General features: G+C 69.2%; 13 protein-coding genes. 3 read left to right on the top strand and 10 right to left on the bottom strand.

Annotation, left to right across the window (positions count from 1 at the left end):
* Window positions 1-209: 209 nt before the first annotated feature.
* From ACZ48X_RS02305 to ACZ48X_RS02290, 4 genes are all read right to left on the bottom strand, one after another.
* Window positions 210-2,171 (bottom strand): archaea-specific SMC-related protein, encoded by a 1,962-nt coding sequence (locus tag ACZ48X_RS02305; RefSeq protein WP_336351189.1) that lies wholly within the window; start codon window positions 2,169-2,171, stop codon window positions 210-212.
* Between the two features lie 119 nt (window positions 2,172-2,290).
* Entirely contained in the window at window positions 2,291-2,884 is a 594-nt protein-coding gene (rdfA, locus tag ACZ48X_RS02300) for a rod-determining factor RdfA (RefSeq protein WP_336351190.1), read from the bottom strand.
* Window positions 2,885-3,110: 226 nt separating this feature from the next.
* Window positions 3,111-3,860, bottom strand: a complete 750-nt coding sequence (locus ACZ48X_RS02295; protein ID WP_464379795.1) for a hypothetical protein — start codon at window positions 3,858-3,860, stop codon at window positions 3,111-3,113.
* A gap of 192 nt (window positions 3,861-4,052) precedes the next feature.
* Window positions 4,053-5,273 carry a hypothetical protein gene (locus tag ACZ48X_RS02290; protein ID WP_336351192.1) on the bottom strand — a complete coding sequence of 407 codons (1,221 nt, stop codon included), beginning with the start codon at window positions 5,271-5,273 and terminating at the stop codon, window positions 4,053-4,055.
* Window positions 5,274-5,441: 168 nt separating this feature from the next.
* On the opposite strand from ACZ48X_RS02290, the gene ACZ48X_RS02285 reads away from it, so the two are divergent.
* A complete protein-coding gene (locus ACZ48X_RS02285) occupies window positions 5,442-6,335 on the top strand; it encodes a universal stress protein (protein ID WP_336351193.1) in 894 nt (297 codons plus the stop codon).
* A gap of 103 nt (window positions 6,336-6,438) precedes the next feature.
* Window positions 6,439-6,891 carry a universal stress protein gene (locus ACZ48X_RS02280; protein WP_336351194.1) on the top strand — a complete coding sequence of 151 codons (453 nt, stop codon included), beginning with the start codon at window positions 6,439-6,441 and terminating at the stop codon, window positions 6,889-6,891.
* A gap of 37 nt (window positions 6,892-6,928) precedes the next feature.
* Here ACZ48X_RS02280 and ACZ48X_RS02275 read toward each other — a convergent pair whose 3' ends face one another.
* From ACZ48X_RS02275 to ACZ48X_RS02260, 4 genes are all read right to left on the bottom strand, one after another.
* Window positions 6,929-9,331 carry an outer membrane protein assembly factor BamB family protein gene (locus ACZ48X_RS02275; RefSeq protein WP_336351195.1) on the bottom strand — a complete coding sequence of 801 codons (2,403 nt, stop codon included), beginning with the start codon at window positions 9,329-9,331 and terminating at the stop codon, window positions 6,929-6,931.
* 65 nt (window positions 9,332-9,396) lie between these two features.
* Window positions 9,397-10,557: a TIGR04053 family radical SAM/SPASM domain-containing protein gene (locus tag ACZ48X_RS02270; protein ID WP_336351196.1), complete on the bottom strand. Its 1,161-nt coding sequence runs from the start codon at window positions 10,555-10,557 to the stop codon at window positions 9,397-9,399.
* 88 nt (window positions 10,558-10,645) lie between these two features.
* Window positions 10,646-11,311 carry a helix-turn-helix domain-containing protein gene (locus ACZ48X_RS02265; RefSeq protein WP_336351197.1) on the bottom strand — a complete coding sequence of 222 codons (666 nt, stop codon included), beginning with the start codon at window positions 11,309-11,311 and terminating at the stop codon, window positions 10,646-10,648.
* A gap of 122 nt (window positions 11,312-11,433) precedes the next feature.
* Window positions 11,434-11,718 (bottom strand): DUF2249 domain-containing protein, encoded by a 285-nt coding sequence (locus ACZ48X_RS02260; protein ID WP_336351198.1) that lies wholly within the window; start codon window positions 11,716-11,718, stop codon window positions 11,434-11,436.
* A gap of 108 nt (window positions 11,719-11,826) precedes the next feature.
* Between ACZ48X_RS02260 and ACZ48X_RS02255 the strand changes: the two genes are divergently transcribed.
* Window positions 11,827-12,285, top strand: coding sequence for a nucleoside deaminase (locus ACZ48X_RS02255; protein ID WP_379762580.1), 459 nt, complete (start codon window positions 11,827-11,829; stop codon window positions 12,283-12,285).
* A gap of 138 nt (window positions 12,286-12,423) precedes the next feature.
* On the opposite strand, the gene ACZ48X_RS02250 is transcribed toward ACZ48X_RS02255, so the two are convergent.
* Both ACZ48X_RS02250 and ACZ48X_RS02245 read right to left on the bottom strand, forming a co-directional pair.
* Window positions 12,424-14,562 carry a plastocyanin/azurin family copper-binding protein gene (locus ACZ48X_RS02250; protein WP_336351199.1) on the bottom strand — a complete coding sequence of 713 codons (2,139 nt, stop codon included), beginning with the start codon at window positions 14,560-14,562 and terminating at the stop codon, window positions 12,424-12,426.
* A gap of 152 nt (window positions 14,563-14,714) precedes the next feature.
* On the bottom strand, window positions 14,715-15,107 hold the full coding sequence (locus ACZ48X_RS02245) for a winged helix-turn-helix transcriptional regulator (protein ID WP_336351200.1): 393 nt from the start codon (window positions 15,105-15,107) through the stop codon (window positions 14,715-14,717).
* Window positions 15,108-15,139 lie beyond the last annotated feature (32 nt).

Genomic DNA, 15,139 nt, shown 5'->3' with positions numbered 1-15,139 from the left:
GAGCGTCGATGGTGATGCGCTCGAGGCGACCCGACAGCCGATTATATCAGATTTTATTGTATGAAGGATTAAATATATTAATGCGTGTCCCGTTGGCGAGGCGCTGGGAGAGGAGCCGTTCCTCGACGGGGCGAGCGAGACGCTACCGGTCCGGCATCGAACGGTTCGAATCCGCACTGGAACGGAGCAGAATCCGGAGACCTGCGACGTCAGATCTCGTGGACGACTTCGTGCTGAACGTCCACGGCCGCTGCGTCCTCCGGCAGGAGCGCGACCACGAGGTGGTCCGGGTAGTCAGCGAAGTACTCGACGAGTCGGCCGATGCGTTCGGCGTCGATGGCTTCGAGCGAGTCCAGGAGCATCACTGGCACGGTCTCGTGAACGTCGTGCACGAGGTACCCGGCGAGCGCGAAGACGAGTCCGACGACCTCGCGCTCGCTCTCGCTGAGCGTTTCGACCGTCCCCTCGTACGCCGTCCCGTCCTCGGTCTCCCGGACGATGTGGAGCTCGAAGAAGCTCTCGAGCGCCTTCCGACGGCCGTCGCGCGTCTCCCGCGTCTGCCGTTCGATCCACACGCGAGCGAGGTTCTCGTACTCCAGGACGTCGAGCACGTCCGCCATGTGCTCGTTGAACGCGTCGACGGCATCGTCCTCGAGCCGGTCGATGCGATTCCGGAGGTCCTGGAGCTCCGAGACAACTTGCTCGCGTCGCTGAGCGTACTCCTCGCGTTCGTCCAGCAGCGACTCGACCTCCGCGAGCTCCTCCTCGACCGACGCAAGCTGACGGTTGCGTTGTTCGAGCTCCAACTCCACCTTGTTCGCTTCCTTGTGAAGGTCGAGGAGTTCGCTGTAGTCCGACGACTGTTGGGCCTCCACGGCGTCTTCGAGTTCCGCGATCTCGTCGTGGAGAGTCGCCTTGCGGTCCTCCAGTTCCGAGATCCGCGTTCGTTTCCGGTCGATCTCCGCGTCGATCTCCGCGAGGCGCTCGTTCAGGTCGTCGAGTTCCTGCTCGGCGCTCTCGAGCGACGACACCCGCTCCTGGAGGTCGTCGATCTCCGATTCGAGGGACTGCCGCTCGCCGAACTTGTCCTGCCGGTACGACCGCAGTCGTTCGAGCGTCTCCTCGATGTCCTCCTCGGCGACGTCCGACCCGCACGTCCAGCAGACCACCGTCTCCTCCGCGACGAGCTGGTCGGTGAGCGGCCCGTCCGCCGGCGCTGAGTCACCCTCGTCGTCCCTGAGGACGCTCGCGATCTCCGTGTCGGTGCCCTCGAGCATGTTCTCGTTGAACTGGATGATGCTCTGCAGTTCACTCATCTGCGACGTCACCCGGCGTTGTCGGTCACGGAGGTCCTTGAGTTCGCTCCGCAGCGAAGCGAGGTCCGTGTCGGGGTCGACGGCGATCGATTCGCGCTGCTCTCGTTTCGCCTCGCGCTCCGCTTCCAGCGACTCTATCGTCTCGTTCAGCGTCTCGAGTTCGAACCGGAGTTCTTCGAGTTCGGACCGCTTGTCGGTCAGCGAGTCGAGGTCGCGTTCCACGGTTTCGTCCGATTCCCGGTCCGTCTCCAGGTCCGCGTCGGTCGCCTCGATCTCCGCTTCGAGGTCCTCGAGTCGATCCTCGGCGTCCGCGACCAGGGATTCGAGTTCGGACTTGCGGTCACGTAACTCGGCTTCCTCCCGTTGGCGGTCGTCGATGCGTTCGAGTTGCTCGTCGATCTGGCGTTTGGTCGCCTGCAATCGTTCTATCTCGGCTTCGATCTCGACGGTATCGATCGGTCGCGTGATTATCTCGTGGAGGTTGTCGCCGCGTGCGACCGCCTGCCGTGCCTCGTTGTCCTCGTGGAGGAACGCGAACAGGTCGGCGAGTTCCGGGTCGTCGAGGTAGCCGTCGTCGAGCGCGGTGACGGTCCCGTTCCGGCGTTCAAATCGACGTTCGACGACGGTGTCGCCGACCGCGAGTTCGACGCGGCCGGCGTCGGAGTCGCCCTTGAGCGTGTACTGGTCGCTTCCCATCGACGCCATCACGGCTTTCAGGAAGGACGTCCTGTTGGTGGCGTTCCGGCCTTCGAGGACCGTGACACCGGGTTCGAGTCGAACGCTTGTGGTGTCGATGCCGCCGACGTTCTCGACTGACAGCGACAAGGGCGCGGCGAGTGATTCAGTCGATTCCATGCATCCATCTTGTCAATTCTATACTAAGGGTCTTGCTGTTCGTTCGGTCGGACAGACAATTACGCTGGGGTAGTGCTAGATGACGTTGTATCGTCCACGGGGAACTGAAGTGGTGTGTTTCAGGGACAGTTACATCCTTCGGTGAGCGCGGTATCGAAGTCCGCGGAGTACCCGCACTCTCGACAGAGGACCTGGATGTCGACGAGGACGTCGGGGTCTCCGAGGTCCGTCGTCCCCGTGTTCTGGAGCGTTTCGATCGTCGATTCGGTGACGAGCGTCGTGCGTCGCTGGAGCGCGTACACCGTGTCTCGCGCTTTCTCGCGGCGTTCGTCGGGCGTGGGGTCGGGGCTGGCTGACGCGTCGAGACACGACGTCAGGTGGCGGTACATCGTCTGGTGGGAGATGAGCGTGGATCGGAGTTCGTCCGGGTCGACGCCGTCGCGTTCGAGTTCCCGCTGGATCTCGATGACGTCGGCTTCCGAGAGGTCGTCGGTCTTGAGCGCGTCGTAGACGGGGAGGCGGTTCCAGGTGGTGCTGGAGCCGTCGAGACGGTCGAGGCGTGCTTCGATGAGGGCTTCGTTGAACGAGCGGGTCAGCTCGCGCACGCTCGTTCCGTCCTGCCACGCGGCGACGAGCGAGTCGTCGTCCATCTCGAGGTCGAACTCGTCTCTGGTGCGGGAGACCTTGCAGGTACAGGCGGCGTCGTCAGTCATGTCTCTGCCTCTTCGTTACAGGGTTAAGGCCGTAACGGATTGCGCTGTCGTGGTGGTCGCTGGCCGTGCACGAGTCTGCGTCGCCGCGCGGTCGACGGCGGGGACTGGGCCGTGCCGTAGGTATGGCAATTCTAGTATGTTTATCCAGTTTTATCAGAATGCGTTACTTTTGGTGTCCTGCGGGCCGTCCTCTCGAGGGACGAGTCACTTGATTCCGAAGCCCGGGTCAGAGTTCGATGGTGGCGAGGTCCGATTCGAGGGATTCGACCTCGGCGTTGTACGCGTCGACGAACCCGTGGAACTGGGGGGCGTACTCGCGGAGGTCGTCCGCGGACGGCGGCGAGTACTGCGAGAGGACGTAGACGCCGTTCGAGCCGTTCACGCGGAGGTACGACGCGCCGTCCTGGTCCCACTTCAGCTCCCAGCGGGTGCCGTCGACGCGCGCGGTGAACGTCCCGTAGTCGCCGCCCTCGTACCGGCGGAGTTCCGCGGCGATCCGGTCGCAGACCTCGCGGACGCGGTCGAGGACGCGGTCGCGTTCCGCGACGACGGTATCGGTGGACGCGACCCCGGGGAAGTCCGTGGAGACGTCGTCGAGGACGCCGGATACCGAGTCGACGTACTCGGCGAACCCGTCGACGAGCGCGTCGTAATCGCGGAGCGCGGTCGCGAGCGCCTCGGGTTCGGGGTCGCGCTTCGTGGAGACGACGTAGACGTCGCTCCCGCTGTCGGGCGCGTACTTGAGGTAATCGAGGTCGCCGCCCTCGTACTTCACCGTCCACTCGCCGTGCTCGCCGTCGGTCGACCAGTCGCCGTAGTCCCCGCCCTCCAGGCGCGCGAGCTGGTACGCGAGGCGGCCGGCGTGGTCGCGGACCGCGGCGACGAGTTCGTCGCGGTGCTCGGTTATCGTCGACGCGTCCGTCGGGTCCGCAGGCGGCCACGATGTCACGTCCGAGACCGGGTGCGCGACCGGCATAAGACGACCGGTCGTCGCCGGGGTACGCGTCGGGTATCGTCGCGAGGGAGCGGCAACGCGGTCGCTCGCGAGTGTTGAAAGTGGAGCAGTTGGGGTCGAGGTATCCTACGTCTCCACCCCGCCGGCTCCAGTCACGTGTTCGCCGCGTAGTGATTTAAGCGCGTCGTCTCGCAGGGGGTGATCTTGGGACCGTCAGAGCCCGAGGCCAGTGCTGTACTCGAGCGTCCCGTACGCTTGCCCCATCGTCTCCGCGGAGAGGTGCTGGCCGCCGACGCGGCCGTCGAGGTCGGTCATCTCGAAGAGGTACTCGTTGTAGCTCCAGTGGGACTCGAGACGGCCGCCGAGGATGGGGCGGTCGATGTGGTTGCGGGCGTGCCCGTACGTCGACGCGGTGAACTCGACGAAGTCGCCGTCGTCGGTCGACACCTCGACGACGAAGTCCGGGTGGGCGTCGCCGTCGGCGTGGTCGGCTTCCGGGGCAACCTCGGCGGTGTCGTCCTCCAGGACGGGCTCGATGGTGATGTCGTCGAACCGGACGACCTCGCTCCCGTCCGCGGGACTGAAGAACCCCGAGGTCCGGAACGGGAGGGTGGCGCGTTCGAGCGCGTCCGACTCGTAGAACTCGTAGCCCTCGCGGAAGACGTGCGGGCCGACGAACGGGATTATCGCGGAGAACGCCGCTCCGTTCGGGAACACCGCCCACACCCACTTCCAGGGGTACAGGGGGACGTTGAAACACACGCGCTGGAAGTAACACGACCCCTGGAGCGTCTCGGTGCCGGCGGGCAGGTCGAACTCGCCCTCGAAGCGCATCTGGCGGAAGGCGACGACGTCGGCGCCACCCAGGGGCGTGTCCATGTCCATCGACTGCACGGGCGACGTGTTCGGGGAGTCGAGGTCGCCCCACGCTTCGAACGCGACGCTGCCCTTCTCGCCGACGAACTCGGCTTCGAGACCGAGCGGGCGGTCCTCGGCGGCGTGGATGGCGCTCCCGCGGCGCTCGCCGTCGGGCGTCTCCGTCCACGCTTCGATGCTGCCGTCGGCGGAGAGCGTCGCTCGAGCCGGCTGGTTCACGATGCGTTCGTCGATGCGCTCGTCGTCGCCGTCCCACCCGACGGAGATGGCCTCGAACTCGTCGACGCCGTCCTCGACGTCTCGGTCGAGGTCCATCCCGGGCATGGTGACGTCGTTCACGCGGATGGTGTCGCCGACGCGCGCCGCGATGGAGAACATCATCTGTCGCGGCCCGAACCCGTCCTCGCCCTCGGGGAACAGGATGAAGAACCACCACGAGGACGACGTCGGGTTCTGTTGGGCGGGGAGTTGCGTCCAGATTCGGTCGAACACGCGTTCCTGGCGTGCGGTCGGCTCCGGTGTCGAGTCCGCTGGCGGTGGCGAGGGGGAGTCGGCCATCGGTCGTACTCGCACTCGGCGGCGGGGCCTCAAGGCGTCGTCGGTCCGTCGCCGCGACCGGTCCGGAAGCACCGGCGGGCAGTCGGGCGGGTTCACGCGGGTCGTTCTCAGTCGATGGGGACGGACGACCGGGTTATTTCCCTGGTCGCCGAACGTGTACGTACGAACATGTACGAGACCATCGTGGTGCCGACGGACGGGAGCGAGTACGCGGAGCGAGCGGCCGAGCACGCGGCCGGTGTGGCGGTGGCGTTCGACGCGACGGTGCACGTCGTGTCGGTCGTCGACGAGGACGCGGCGTCGAGTGTCTTCGAGCGCGGTGACGTGGACGAGGAGACCCGCGAGCGGCTGCGCGAGGAGGGCGAGCGCGCGCTCCGGACGACGGCGTCGGCGCTCGACGGCGTCGAGCGCGTCGAGTCGACGCTCGTGGAGGGGCACGCGACGGAGTCCATCGTCGGGTACGCCGACGAGGTGGACGCGGACCTCCTCGTGATGGGGACGCACGGCCGGACGGGCGTGGACCGGTACGTCGCGGGGAGCGTCACCGAGCGCGTGCTCCGCCGGACGCACGTTCCGGTGTTGACGGTTCGGGACCTCGAAGCGGCGCGGTCGCTCGACGAGTACGAGAACGTGCTCGTGCCGACGGACGGGAGCGAGGACGCGGACGTGGCTGTCGAGCACGCGCTCGCGCTCGCTGCGGTCGGCGGCGCGACGGTGCACGCGGTGAACGTCGTCGACGTGTCGTCGCTCGCCGCGTCGGCGGGCGAGGCGCCCGCGACGGAACTCCTGGAGCGCTTCGAGGCGGCGGGTGAGGAAGCGACGAGCGACGTCGCGAAGCGCGCCCGCGAGGCGGGGCTCGCCGCTGAGACGGCGGTCCTGAAGGGGTCGCCGGGGCACGCGCTCCTGGAGTACGTCGAGGACGAGGCCGTCGACCTGGTCGCGATGGGAACGACGGGTCGCACGGGCCTGGACCGCTACCTCCTCGGGAGCACGACGGAGCGCGTCGTCCGGCACGCCGACGCGCCCGTGCTCGCGGTGAACGCGCGCAACGGCGACGACTGAGGCTGTCGCTCGCTTTCGCGTCGTCGAGCAGGGGTTTTCGCTCGTTCTCATCGGCGTGGAATCGAGAGCAAGCTATACGATTCGTCCGCACCTTTCTTCGAGTATGTACGAGAACATCCTCCTGCCGACCGACAGCAGCGCCGGCGTCTCCGACGCCATCGAGCACGCCATCGACCTCGCGAGCCAGTACGACGCGACCCTGCACGTGCTCTACGTCGTCGACGCGGACACCGTCGGGTCGTATCCCGGCGACGAGTACGTCCACGAGGACGAGGGCCTCGAGCACGCGCTCGAGGAAGCCGGTGGCGAAGCCATCGACGCGATCGCCGAGCGTGCGCGAGCGGCCGGCGTGAACGTGGAGACGGTGGTCCGACACGGCGTCCCGCACGAGGAGATCCTCGCGTACGCCGACGACGTGGACGTCGACGTGACGGTGGTCGGAACGAAGCAGCGATCGGGCGAGTACCGGCGGCTCCTCGGGAGCGTCGCCGAGCGCGTCGCGCGGATGAGCGACCGCCCGGTCACTATCGTCAAGACCGACGTCGACGAGAACTAGGCTCGCGCTGGCGGCGGTCGTCGCGGCCGGTCGCTCCTCACGCCGGGTCGGCGACGACGGCGTCGATGGTCCCGGCCTGCGTCGCGACGAAGACGGCGCCGTAGGCGACGACCGGTGACCCGTCGACCCAGTCCTGCATCTCGAACGACCACTCGACGCCCCCTTCCTGGACGTCGATAGCCAGGAGGCGACTGCCGCGGGTCCCGACGTACGCGACGCCGTCGGCGATAGCGGGAGCACCGTGGACCGCACCGTCGGCCTGGAATCGCCACGTCTCCTCCCCCGACGCAGCGTCGAGACCGCGGACGACACCGGCGTCGTCCGCCGCGACGACGGTGCCGTCGCTCGCGAGCGCCGGTGCACCGCGGACGCGGCCCTGGCCGGGTGCGGTCCAGGCTTCGGCGCCGTCCGTGGCCTGTCGGGCGACGACGCCCTCTGCAGTCCCGAGGACGACCAGCGATGGGTCGGTCGAGGTGACGACGACCGGTGCGGTCGCCGCGCCACCGACGTCCGTCTGCCAGTTGACGCCGCCATCGGAGTCAGCGAGCGAGAGGAGGTCGCCGTCGGTCGTCGTCGCGAACACGGCGCCGTCGTGGACCGCTGGACTCGTGGCGACGCGCGCGCCGACGTCGGTCTCCCAGCGGACGTCCCCGTTCGCCGTGAGCGCGACGACGCGCGACCCGGCGCCGACGAACGCACCCCCGGCCGTCGTCCCTGCCTCGGTCCCGGCCTCGCTGGGCGTCCCGTAGCCGAAGTCGCCGACGGGGCCGTCCAGGTCGACGCGCCAGCGCGGGTTCGGACTCGGCGCGTCCACGTGCACGGTCGTCGTCGTCCGGTCGGGTTTCGTCATCGGGTCCGTCGGCGGGTCGGCGTGCTCGTGGGGCGGCGTCCCCGCGACCTCGCCGCTCCAGCTGCCGGCGAGGACGGTGTCGCCAGCGGAGACCGGCGCCCCGGGTGTCGGCCCGCCGAGCTCGACGTACCAGAGGTGACTCTCGCCCTTCCTCGCGTCGTACCCGCTGACGGCGTCGTGGAGGCTCCCGCAGTAGAGCGCGCCGTCGCCGACGATCGGCGACGGGAGCGAGGCGGGGCGTTCGAACGCGCGCCAGCGTCGGTCGCCCGTCGACGCCTCGACCGTCTCGACGACGCCGCTGTGCGTGCCGACGACGACCTGGCCGTCGCGGTACAGGACCTGTGCGTCGGGCTGGCCCCGGATCTCCGTTCGCCACGCGACTCTGCCGTCGGGATCGACCGCGAGGAGCGAGCCGTTCGCCTCCGCGTCGCCGGACTCGTAGTCCGCGCTCCCGACGTAGAGTCGCCCGTCGCCGACCGCGGGCGTGGTCTCCGCGTCGACGGCGACGTGCGCGGTGACGCCGTCCGCGTCCACCGCGTAGAGGCCGTCGTCGAGCGTTCCGACCCAGACGCGGTCCGCGAACGCGGTCGGTATCGAGCTTATCCACGGCGTCTCCTCGGGGTCGACCTGGACCGTCCAGCGTTCGCTCCCGTCCGCGACGTCGTGCGCGGAGAGGCGGCCGTCGATGGTGCCGACGTACGCGGCGTCGCCGTCGACGCCCGCGCCGATGGAGACCGTCCCCGGTACGTTCGTCCGCCAGACCTCGCTCCCGTCGGTCGCGTCGAGCGCGAGCACCGGGCTCTCGTCGTCGCCACTGCTCCGCATTCCACGGGACGTGAGGATGACGTTCCCGGCTTCGAGCGCGGGCCGGTGACAGCGACGGGGGACGCTCGTCCGCCATCGCTCCGTTCCGTCTGCGAGCGAGAACGCGTACGCGCTCCCGCGGGGGTGAGCGAGGTAGACGACGTCGTCGACGACCGCGAACGGCGTCGCGTCGTTGGCGTGTGGCGCGAAGAGCCCGTCCTGCGTCGAGCGCTCCCAGCGACGGTCCCCGCCCGCGTTGTACGCAGTCACCCGTCCGTCGAGCGTGCCGACGACGACCGTGCCGTCCGCGGCGACGACGGGTGCGGCGACGAAGTCCGCGTCGTGGCGGTCGCGCCAGCGGACGCCGCCGTCGTGGTCGTACGCGACGACGGTCCCGTTCCGCTGGGTGACGACCGGGCCGTCCGGGCCGCTCGCGGCGGTGAGTTCGGTGCCGAGGCGGACGCCGCTGCGCCACTGGAGCGCCGGCGGCCCCTGTGGTCCCGACGCCTCGACCGCACCGGTGTTCCGGGCGTCCGCGTGCACGGTCGGCCACGGGCCGCGGAGCGGGGGCGCCGCCGGCCCCGAAGGCGGCTGGTCCGTCGGCCGTTCGGTGCTGGTCTCGACACCGGCGTCGGTGCTCGAATCCGTCGAACTGGTCGGCGAGCGCGTCGTGCTACACCCCGCGAGCGTCGCGAGCGCGAGGGCGCCGCCGGTCCGGAGGAGGCCGCGCCGCGACGGCCGCCCGGCACCGTCGCTCGTCGCAGCGTCTTCTCCATGGGAGGGCATTGGGCCGTAATCGTGACGAGTTCAGGATAAGTCTTCTGTGGGCCACCCCCGACCCGTGGAGTCGCTCAGTCCCCGTGCACGCCGGTCGAGGACGCCTCGCCGTCGCCCAGGAGCGCACCGTCCCAGTCCTCGGGGACGTGCGGGCAGAGCGGGTCGCTGGCCAGCGGGTCGCCCGTGGCGGCGTACGCTCGCGACCGCGAGCCCCCGCAGACGTGCCGGTACTCGCACGCGCCGCACTTCCCGCGGAACGCGTCGGGGTCCCTGAGCGACTCGAAGAGGTCGCTGTCCCGGTAGACGTCGACGACCGAGTCCTCGCGGACGTTCCCGGCTGATTCGGGGAGGAACCCCGAGGGGTAGACGTCGCCGACGTGCGAGACGAACGCGAACCCGGAGCCGGCACGGACGCCACCGCGTCGCCCCGCTACCGATGCCGGCGGCCCGCCACCGTCGCGTCCGGGGACCCCGGATGCGCTGCCGGCGTCATCCTCGGTCGATTCCGCGCGGCGCTTCTGGAGGACCACGCGCCGGTACTGCGGCGCCTCCGTCGTCTTCACCGCGTACGGTTCGCTGGCGCGGACCTCGTCGAGCCAGTCCATCACGCGGTCCGCGCGCGCCGGCTCGACCGGGTCGAGCAGCCGGCCGCGGCCGACGGGCACGAGGAAGAACACCGACCAAAGCACTGCATCCAGGTCGCGGACGACGTCGCGGAGCCCGGGGAGTTCCTCGACCGTCGACTCGCAGACGGTCGTGTTCACCTGGACCGGGAGCCCGGCGTCCGCGGCGTACCGCGCAGCGCGGAGCGTCGACTCGAAGCTCCCGCGTTCCCCGCGGAACGCGTCGTGCGCATCCTGTGTCGCGCCGTCGAGACTCAACGCCATCCGCTGCAGGCCCGCGTCCGCGAGCGCCTCGACGCGCTCGCGGGTCAGCGAGTCGGTGCCGCTCGGCGTCAGCGTCATCCGGAGGCCGAGGTCGTCGCCGTACGCGACGAGGTGCTCGAGGTCGTCGCGAGCGAGCGGGTCGCCCCCCGAAAGCACGACGAGCTGGCCGTCGCCGAACGCGGCCGCGTCCTCCAGGAGCGCCTCGCCCGCTGCTGTCGAGAGCTCGTCGGGGTGGCGTCGCGGCGTCGCCTCCGCGCGACAGTGCTCGCACGCCAGCGAACACGCCTGCGTCACCTCCCACACCAACACCACCGGCCGCTCGGCCGTATCCACGTCGTCGGGACGCATGCACGGAGCTACGACCGCGGCGTCGGTATCGGATTCGCCGAACACGTTCGCCGCACGGTCAGTGCCGAGGTCGCCGTCGTCGAGTCGGTCACTCCTCGACGGTGGCGGCGACCTCGCGGGGGCGCGTCGCGTTCTCGACGAAGTGCTTCACGATGCGTTCCTCGGCGCGATGCAGCGTCTCGCTGCACGTCGACTTCGCGATACCGACCGCGTCCGCGAGCTCGGTGAGCGTCGTGCCGCGGGGCGTGTCGTAGTAGCCGCGGTCGACGGCCTCGCTGACGAGCCGCCACTGGCGTTCCGTGAGCGGTGACTCGGGCGCGTCCACGCGCTCGCGGAGCTCCTCGACCTCGAAGGGGATGCCGAACGCGTCGAGTTTCGTGACGAGCTCCGAGAGCGTCTCGCGGGTCGTCGTGAGCTCCCACGTCGCGTCGCCGTCCTGGATGTCGAACGGCATCTCCACGGGGAGCCCGCTGCCGCGCGCGGCGAACAACAGCATCGGTTCCCGCGTCCGGAACTGTACCATCGCGGTGTTCCCGTGGTGTTCGAGGAGTTCCACGGACTCCAGGGTGTCGTGGTCGGTCATGTCCTCGACGACGGCGAGCAGTTCCTCCGCGGTTATCTCCGCGACGCCGACGCCGGCGTCGTCGTCGGTGACGGCGGCGACGATGGTCACCTCCGCGTCGGGGTAGCGTCGAGAGATCTCGCCGATCCAGATGTGCTCCGGGATCGAGAGCGTGAGGCGGGCTTCGGGCATCTGTGAACGTGTTCGGCTACGAACACCACGCCCCTGTCGGTTTAGCCGAACATGTTCGGCTCGGTCTCGCTGGGTGGGATGACAGTGGTGGCGTGGACGCCGATCCGCGGTGGCGCTCGCGGTCAGGTCGGCGACCAGATGGCGGTGTAGACCGTGCCGTCGTCGGCCTCGACGTGCTCGTACGCGAACCCGCGGTCGTCGAGCTTCGGGAACAGATGTTGCGGAACGCGGTCGTTCGCCTGCACGAGCGTCGCGTCGTCGGCGAGCGCCGCGAGCCGTTCGAGCGTCTCCGTGAGCGGTTCCGGTGGCGGGAGCTCTCGGACGTCGAGGTACTCGCGGTCGCGGTCCGCGGGCACGTGAGTGTCGGCGAGCAACCCGTCCACCTGCGGTGGTTCTCCCGTGGGCATACGTCACCGTTCACGCGCCGTACCCGGGAAGCTTGCCCCGAACGCGTTCGCCGCGCTCCCCCGGCACGACGACCCACGTTTTTCTCGACGGTGGCCGTACCGCTGCACGTGACCGACCTCGACGACTTCGACCACGAGCGACACGTGCGCGAGGCGTTCGAACTGGCGCGCGAGGCCACAGCACGCGGTGACGAACCGTTCGGGAGCGTGCTCGTTCGCGACGACGCGGTCGTGATGCGCGAGTCGAACCGCGTGAACACCGCCGACGACGTCCGCCGACACCCAGAACTCCACCTCGCGCATCGTGCGTGCCGCGAGCTGGACGCGAGCGAGCGCGCCGAGACGGTGATGTACACGAGCACCGAACCGTGCCCGATGTGCGCCGGCGGCATGCGGACCGCCGGATTCGCGCGCGTCGTCTACAGCGTCGCCGGCGACGAGATCGGCGACTTCACCGGCGAGCACCCGCCGGTCCGCGCCGCGACCATCCTCGGCGACCGGACGACGGTACAGGGACCGGTGCTGAACGACCAGGGCCGCGCGATACACGAGGCGTTCGACTGGTAGCGACGCGCTCGCCGCACGCCCCTCGACACCCGGAGCGAGATGGCGTTCGCCCGGCACCTGCGACCGGGACGGACCATCTCGGGCGACCGACACCGACGCCCTGGACGGCCCGAGGCGGCTGGTGGTCGTCCCGGGTTACTACGGTGGTTCCTCGGTCCGGCCGGGAACGCCACGGCCGGCGTAGAAGTCGCCGTTCCAGTGACTGATCCAGATCTCCTGGTTCGCGGCGTACAGCGCGTCGGCAGTGACGAACCGGTCGTCGGCGACCGACCACTCGTCCGCGCCGGTGTCGTACGCGACGGCCTGGTTGTACACTGCCGCCTGCCCGAACTCGCCGCCGGCCTTCGGGGGCAGCGGGAGCGCGTGCTCGGCGTTCGCGTTCCGCGACGGCGGGCGTTCCGCGCGCTGGAGGCGTCCGCGGTTGAGCGTTCCATCGAAGAACGACGCGTACTGCTCGCCGACGTCCGCGTCGAGGACGGCGTCGGCCGCGTTCAGGCCACCGGTGACGTCGCCGACGTCGCGGGCGGTGTACCGGTAGACGTCGTCGTCGGCGTTCGACGCGAACGTCCCCGCGTCGGCGTCGTAGAGGTCGTCGGTCAGGTAGCCGAGCGCGTCCGCGGCGAGACCGGTACGGTCGACGCCGTCGAGTTCGCTCGCCCACGTCAGCCCCTGGACGACCGCGCCCTGCGTCGCCGCCTGATTCTGCGCGCTTCCGGCGACCCGGCCGTCGCCGTCGACGTTCGCCGCGACCTCGTCCGCGAGCGCGTTCGCCCACGACGCGGTCATCGACTCAAGGTCGCTCGAGCCCGCCTGCGTCCCGTACCACGCGGCCGCGCCGAGCGCGAGCCCGAGGTCCCGCGTCGACCCCATCGAGACGACGTCGCTCGGCTCGAACGCGTTCATCGTCGTCTTCGCCATCCCGTCAGTGAGTTGCTGTACCTTGTTCGCGGGAATGAGCGGCTCGGGGTTCACGTACCCGAACCAGCCGTTCTGCGCGAGGCTGTTCAGGTTCGAGAGGAACCACAGCATCGAGAGGTGGTGCTTCGGGCGGGTCGTGGAGTCGGTCACCTCGCCCGTCCCCGGTTTGAACCCGGAGACGAGTTGCAGCGAGTCGCCCTTCGTGAGCGCGCCGTTCCCGTCGGGGCCGCCCGCGATGAGCGTCGCGTTCACGCCGATCTGCGCGAGCGTCGTCAGCATCTGCGCGCGGAACTTCGCCGCGAGCCCCGGCGGGAGCACGTCGAAGTGCGACTCGAAGTTCTTCGCCCACGTCACGCCCTTCAGGTGCGTCCACGCCACCGACGACGGGCTGACGGTCTTCGAGGACTTGGACATGTCCCACTTCAGCGTCGAGGCATCCGGCCGACCGTCTCCGCTATCGAACACGGGCTGCTGGGTGAAGTGCGGGTCGCCCTCCGTGAACGGCGCCATGTTCAGGTTCGGGTTCGCGATGGGAGGCTTCTCGACGTCAGCCGCTTCCAGCATCGCAGGCACGCGCTTCTCGAAGGCCTGCTGCTGTTGTTCGTTGTGCGGGAACTGGACGCCGTTCCCGCTCATCGCGATGTTCGTGCTCATGTTGTACAGCGAGTACCAGTAGGAATCGAGCGTCGCGTCGAACCACTGGTACGCCGCCTCGCCGTCACCCCCGCCGCCGCCGTCGCCGAGGCCCGCGGCGGCGAGCTGGCGGGCGAGCGCGGTCGCTTCGGCGTCGCTCTCGACGTCGCTGGGGTCGGTCGTCCCCGGGCCGCCCTCCGACGCCTCGACGACGACGATACCGGTCATGCCGAGGCCGCGGTGGGGCGTGCAGTAGTAGTTGTGGACGCCCGGCGTCTCGAACGTGTGCTCGAACGACTCGCCGGCGGAGAGGACGCCGGAGTCGAACGCGCTCGCGTCCTCGGGAACGCGCCCTGGCTGGCCGTTTTCCTCGTGGTAGGCGGTGACCGAGTGCGAGCCGCCCTCGATGGTCCACTCGACGGTCGCGCCTTGCTCGACCCAGACGACGGCGGGCGTGAACACGAACTGGCCGGCGCCCTGGTCACGCTCGAGGGTCGCCGCGGTCACGCTCGGTGCCGACTCGAGGTCGTCCGGACCGCCGAGGACGTCCGCGCCCGGTGGCGCACCGCCGCCGCCGCTAGTCGTCGTCGCGGCATCGGTCTCCGTCGGTTCCTCCGTGTCGGCCGCTGTCTCCGTCTCGCGGAATCCGGTCGTGCATCCGGCGAGGCCCGTCACCGTGGCGATACCGCCGAACCTGATGAGCGTCCGCCTATCGATGTCGTGCATGGTAACCACTCGAAACTGGGTGAGGAGTCGTAATTAATCTCAGCCAACCGAGCGGTTACTCGGTTACGTCTACGAAACCGCAATAGTAAACGGTCGTCAGCCGGAGGATTTCCAGTTATATTTTCGATGTTTTTGGACGTTCCGCGACTCGACTACCCACCGTCCGCGTCCGCCGGTTCCTCCAGATGCTCGTTCCCCCAGTCCCGCATCGCGTACACGACCGAATCCAGCGACGCACCCAGATCCGTCAGCGAGTACTGGACCCGAACCGGCTTCTCGCTGACGATATCGCGGTCCACGAGCCCGTGCTCCTCCAGGTCGTCCAGGCTCTCGGATAGCACCTTGCTGGAGATGCCGTCGACGCGGACCTCGAGCTCGTTGAACCCTGCCGGCCCACCCTCCATCAGGCGATGGAGGATGACCGGATGCCACTTCTTCCCGATGAGCGTGGCGGTCGTGGTGATCGGACACCAGTCCTCGCCCGCACACCAGACCGGCAGCCGCTCCTCCGCCGGCGCCGTCGACGATTGCTCCTCCTCGCTCATGACCCGCCCTACGGACGCGACCACGTTAACGG

The organism is Halorubellus litoreus, assembly GCF_055378595.1.
The sequence above is the reverse complement of the archived record's forward strand: the minus strand, read 5'-3'. Positions and strand labels throughout refer to the sequence as shown.

Coding starts and splice junctions, on each gene's coding strand:
- rdfA (WP_336351190.1), bottom strand. CDS start 2,884: ATGACTGACGACGCCGCCTGTACCTGCAAGGTCTCCCGCACCAGAGAC.
- ACZ48X_RS02280 (WP_336351194.1), top strand. CDS start 6,439: ATGTACGAGAACATCCTCCTGCCGACCGACAGCAGCGCCGGCGTCTCC.
- ACZ48X_RS02290 (WP_336351192.1), bottom strand. CDS start 5,273: ATGGCCGACTCCCCCTCGCCACCGCCAGCGGACTCGACACCGGAGCCG.
- ACZ48X_RS02250 (WP_336351199.1), bottom strand. CDS start 14,562: ATGCACGACATCGATAGGCGGACGCTCATCAGGTTCGGCGGTATCGCC.
- ACZ48X_RS02275 (WP_336351195.1), bottom strand. CDS start 9,331: ATGCCCTCCCATGGAGAAGACGCTGCGACGAGCGACGGTGCCGGGCGG.
- ACZ48X_RS02305 (WP_336351189.1), bottom strand. CDS start 2,171: ATGGAATCGACTGAATCACTCGCCGCGCCCTTGTCGCTGTCAGTCGAG.
- ACZ48X_RS02295 (WP_464379795.1), bottom strand. CDS start 3,860: ATGCCGGTCGCGCACCCGGTCTCGGACGTGACATCGTGGCCGCCTGCG.
- ACZ48X_RS02265 (WP_336351197.1), bottom strand. CDS start 11,311: ATGCCCGAAGCCCGCCTCACGCTCTCGATCCCGGAGCACATCTGGATC.
- ACZ48X_RS02285 (WP_336351193.1), top strand. CDS start 5,442: ATGTACGAGACCATCGTGGTGCCGACGGACGGGAGCGAGTACGCGGAG.
- ACZ48X_RS02245 (WP_336351200.1), bottom strand. CDS start 15,107: ATGAGCGAGGAGGAGCAATCGTCGACGGCGCCGGCGGAGGAGCGGCTG.
- ACZ48X_RS02270 (WP_336351196.1), bottom strand. CDS start 10,557: ATGCGTCCCGACGACGTGGATACGGCCGAGCGGCCGGTGGTGTTGGTG.
- ACZ48X_RS02260 (WP_336351198.1), bottom strand. CDS start 11,718: ATGCCCACGGGAGAACCACCGCAGGTGGACGGGTTGCTCGCCGACACT.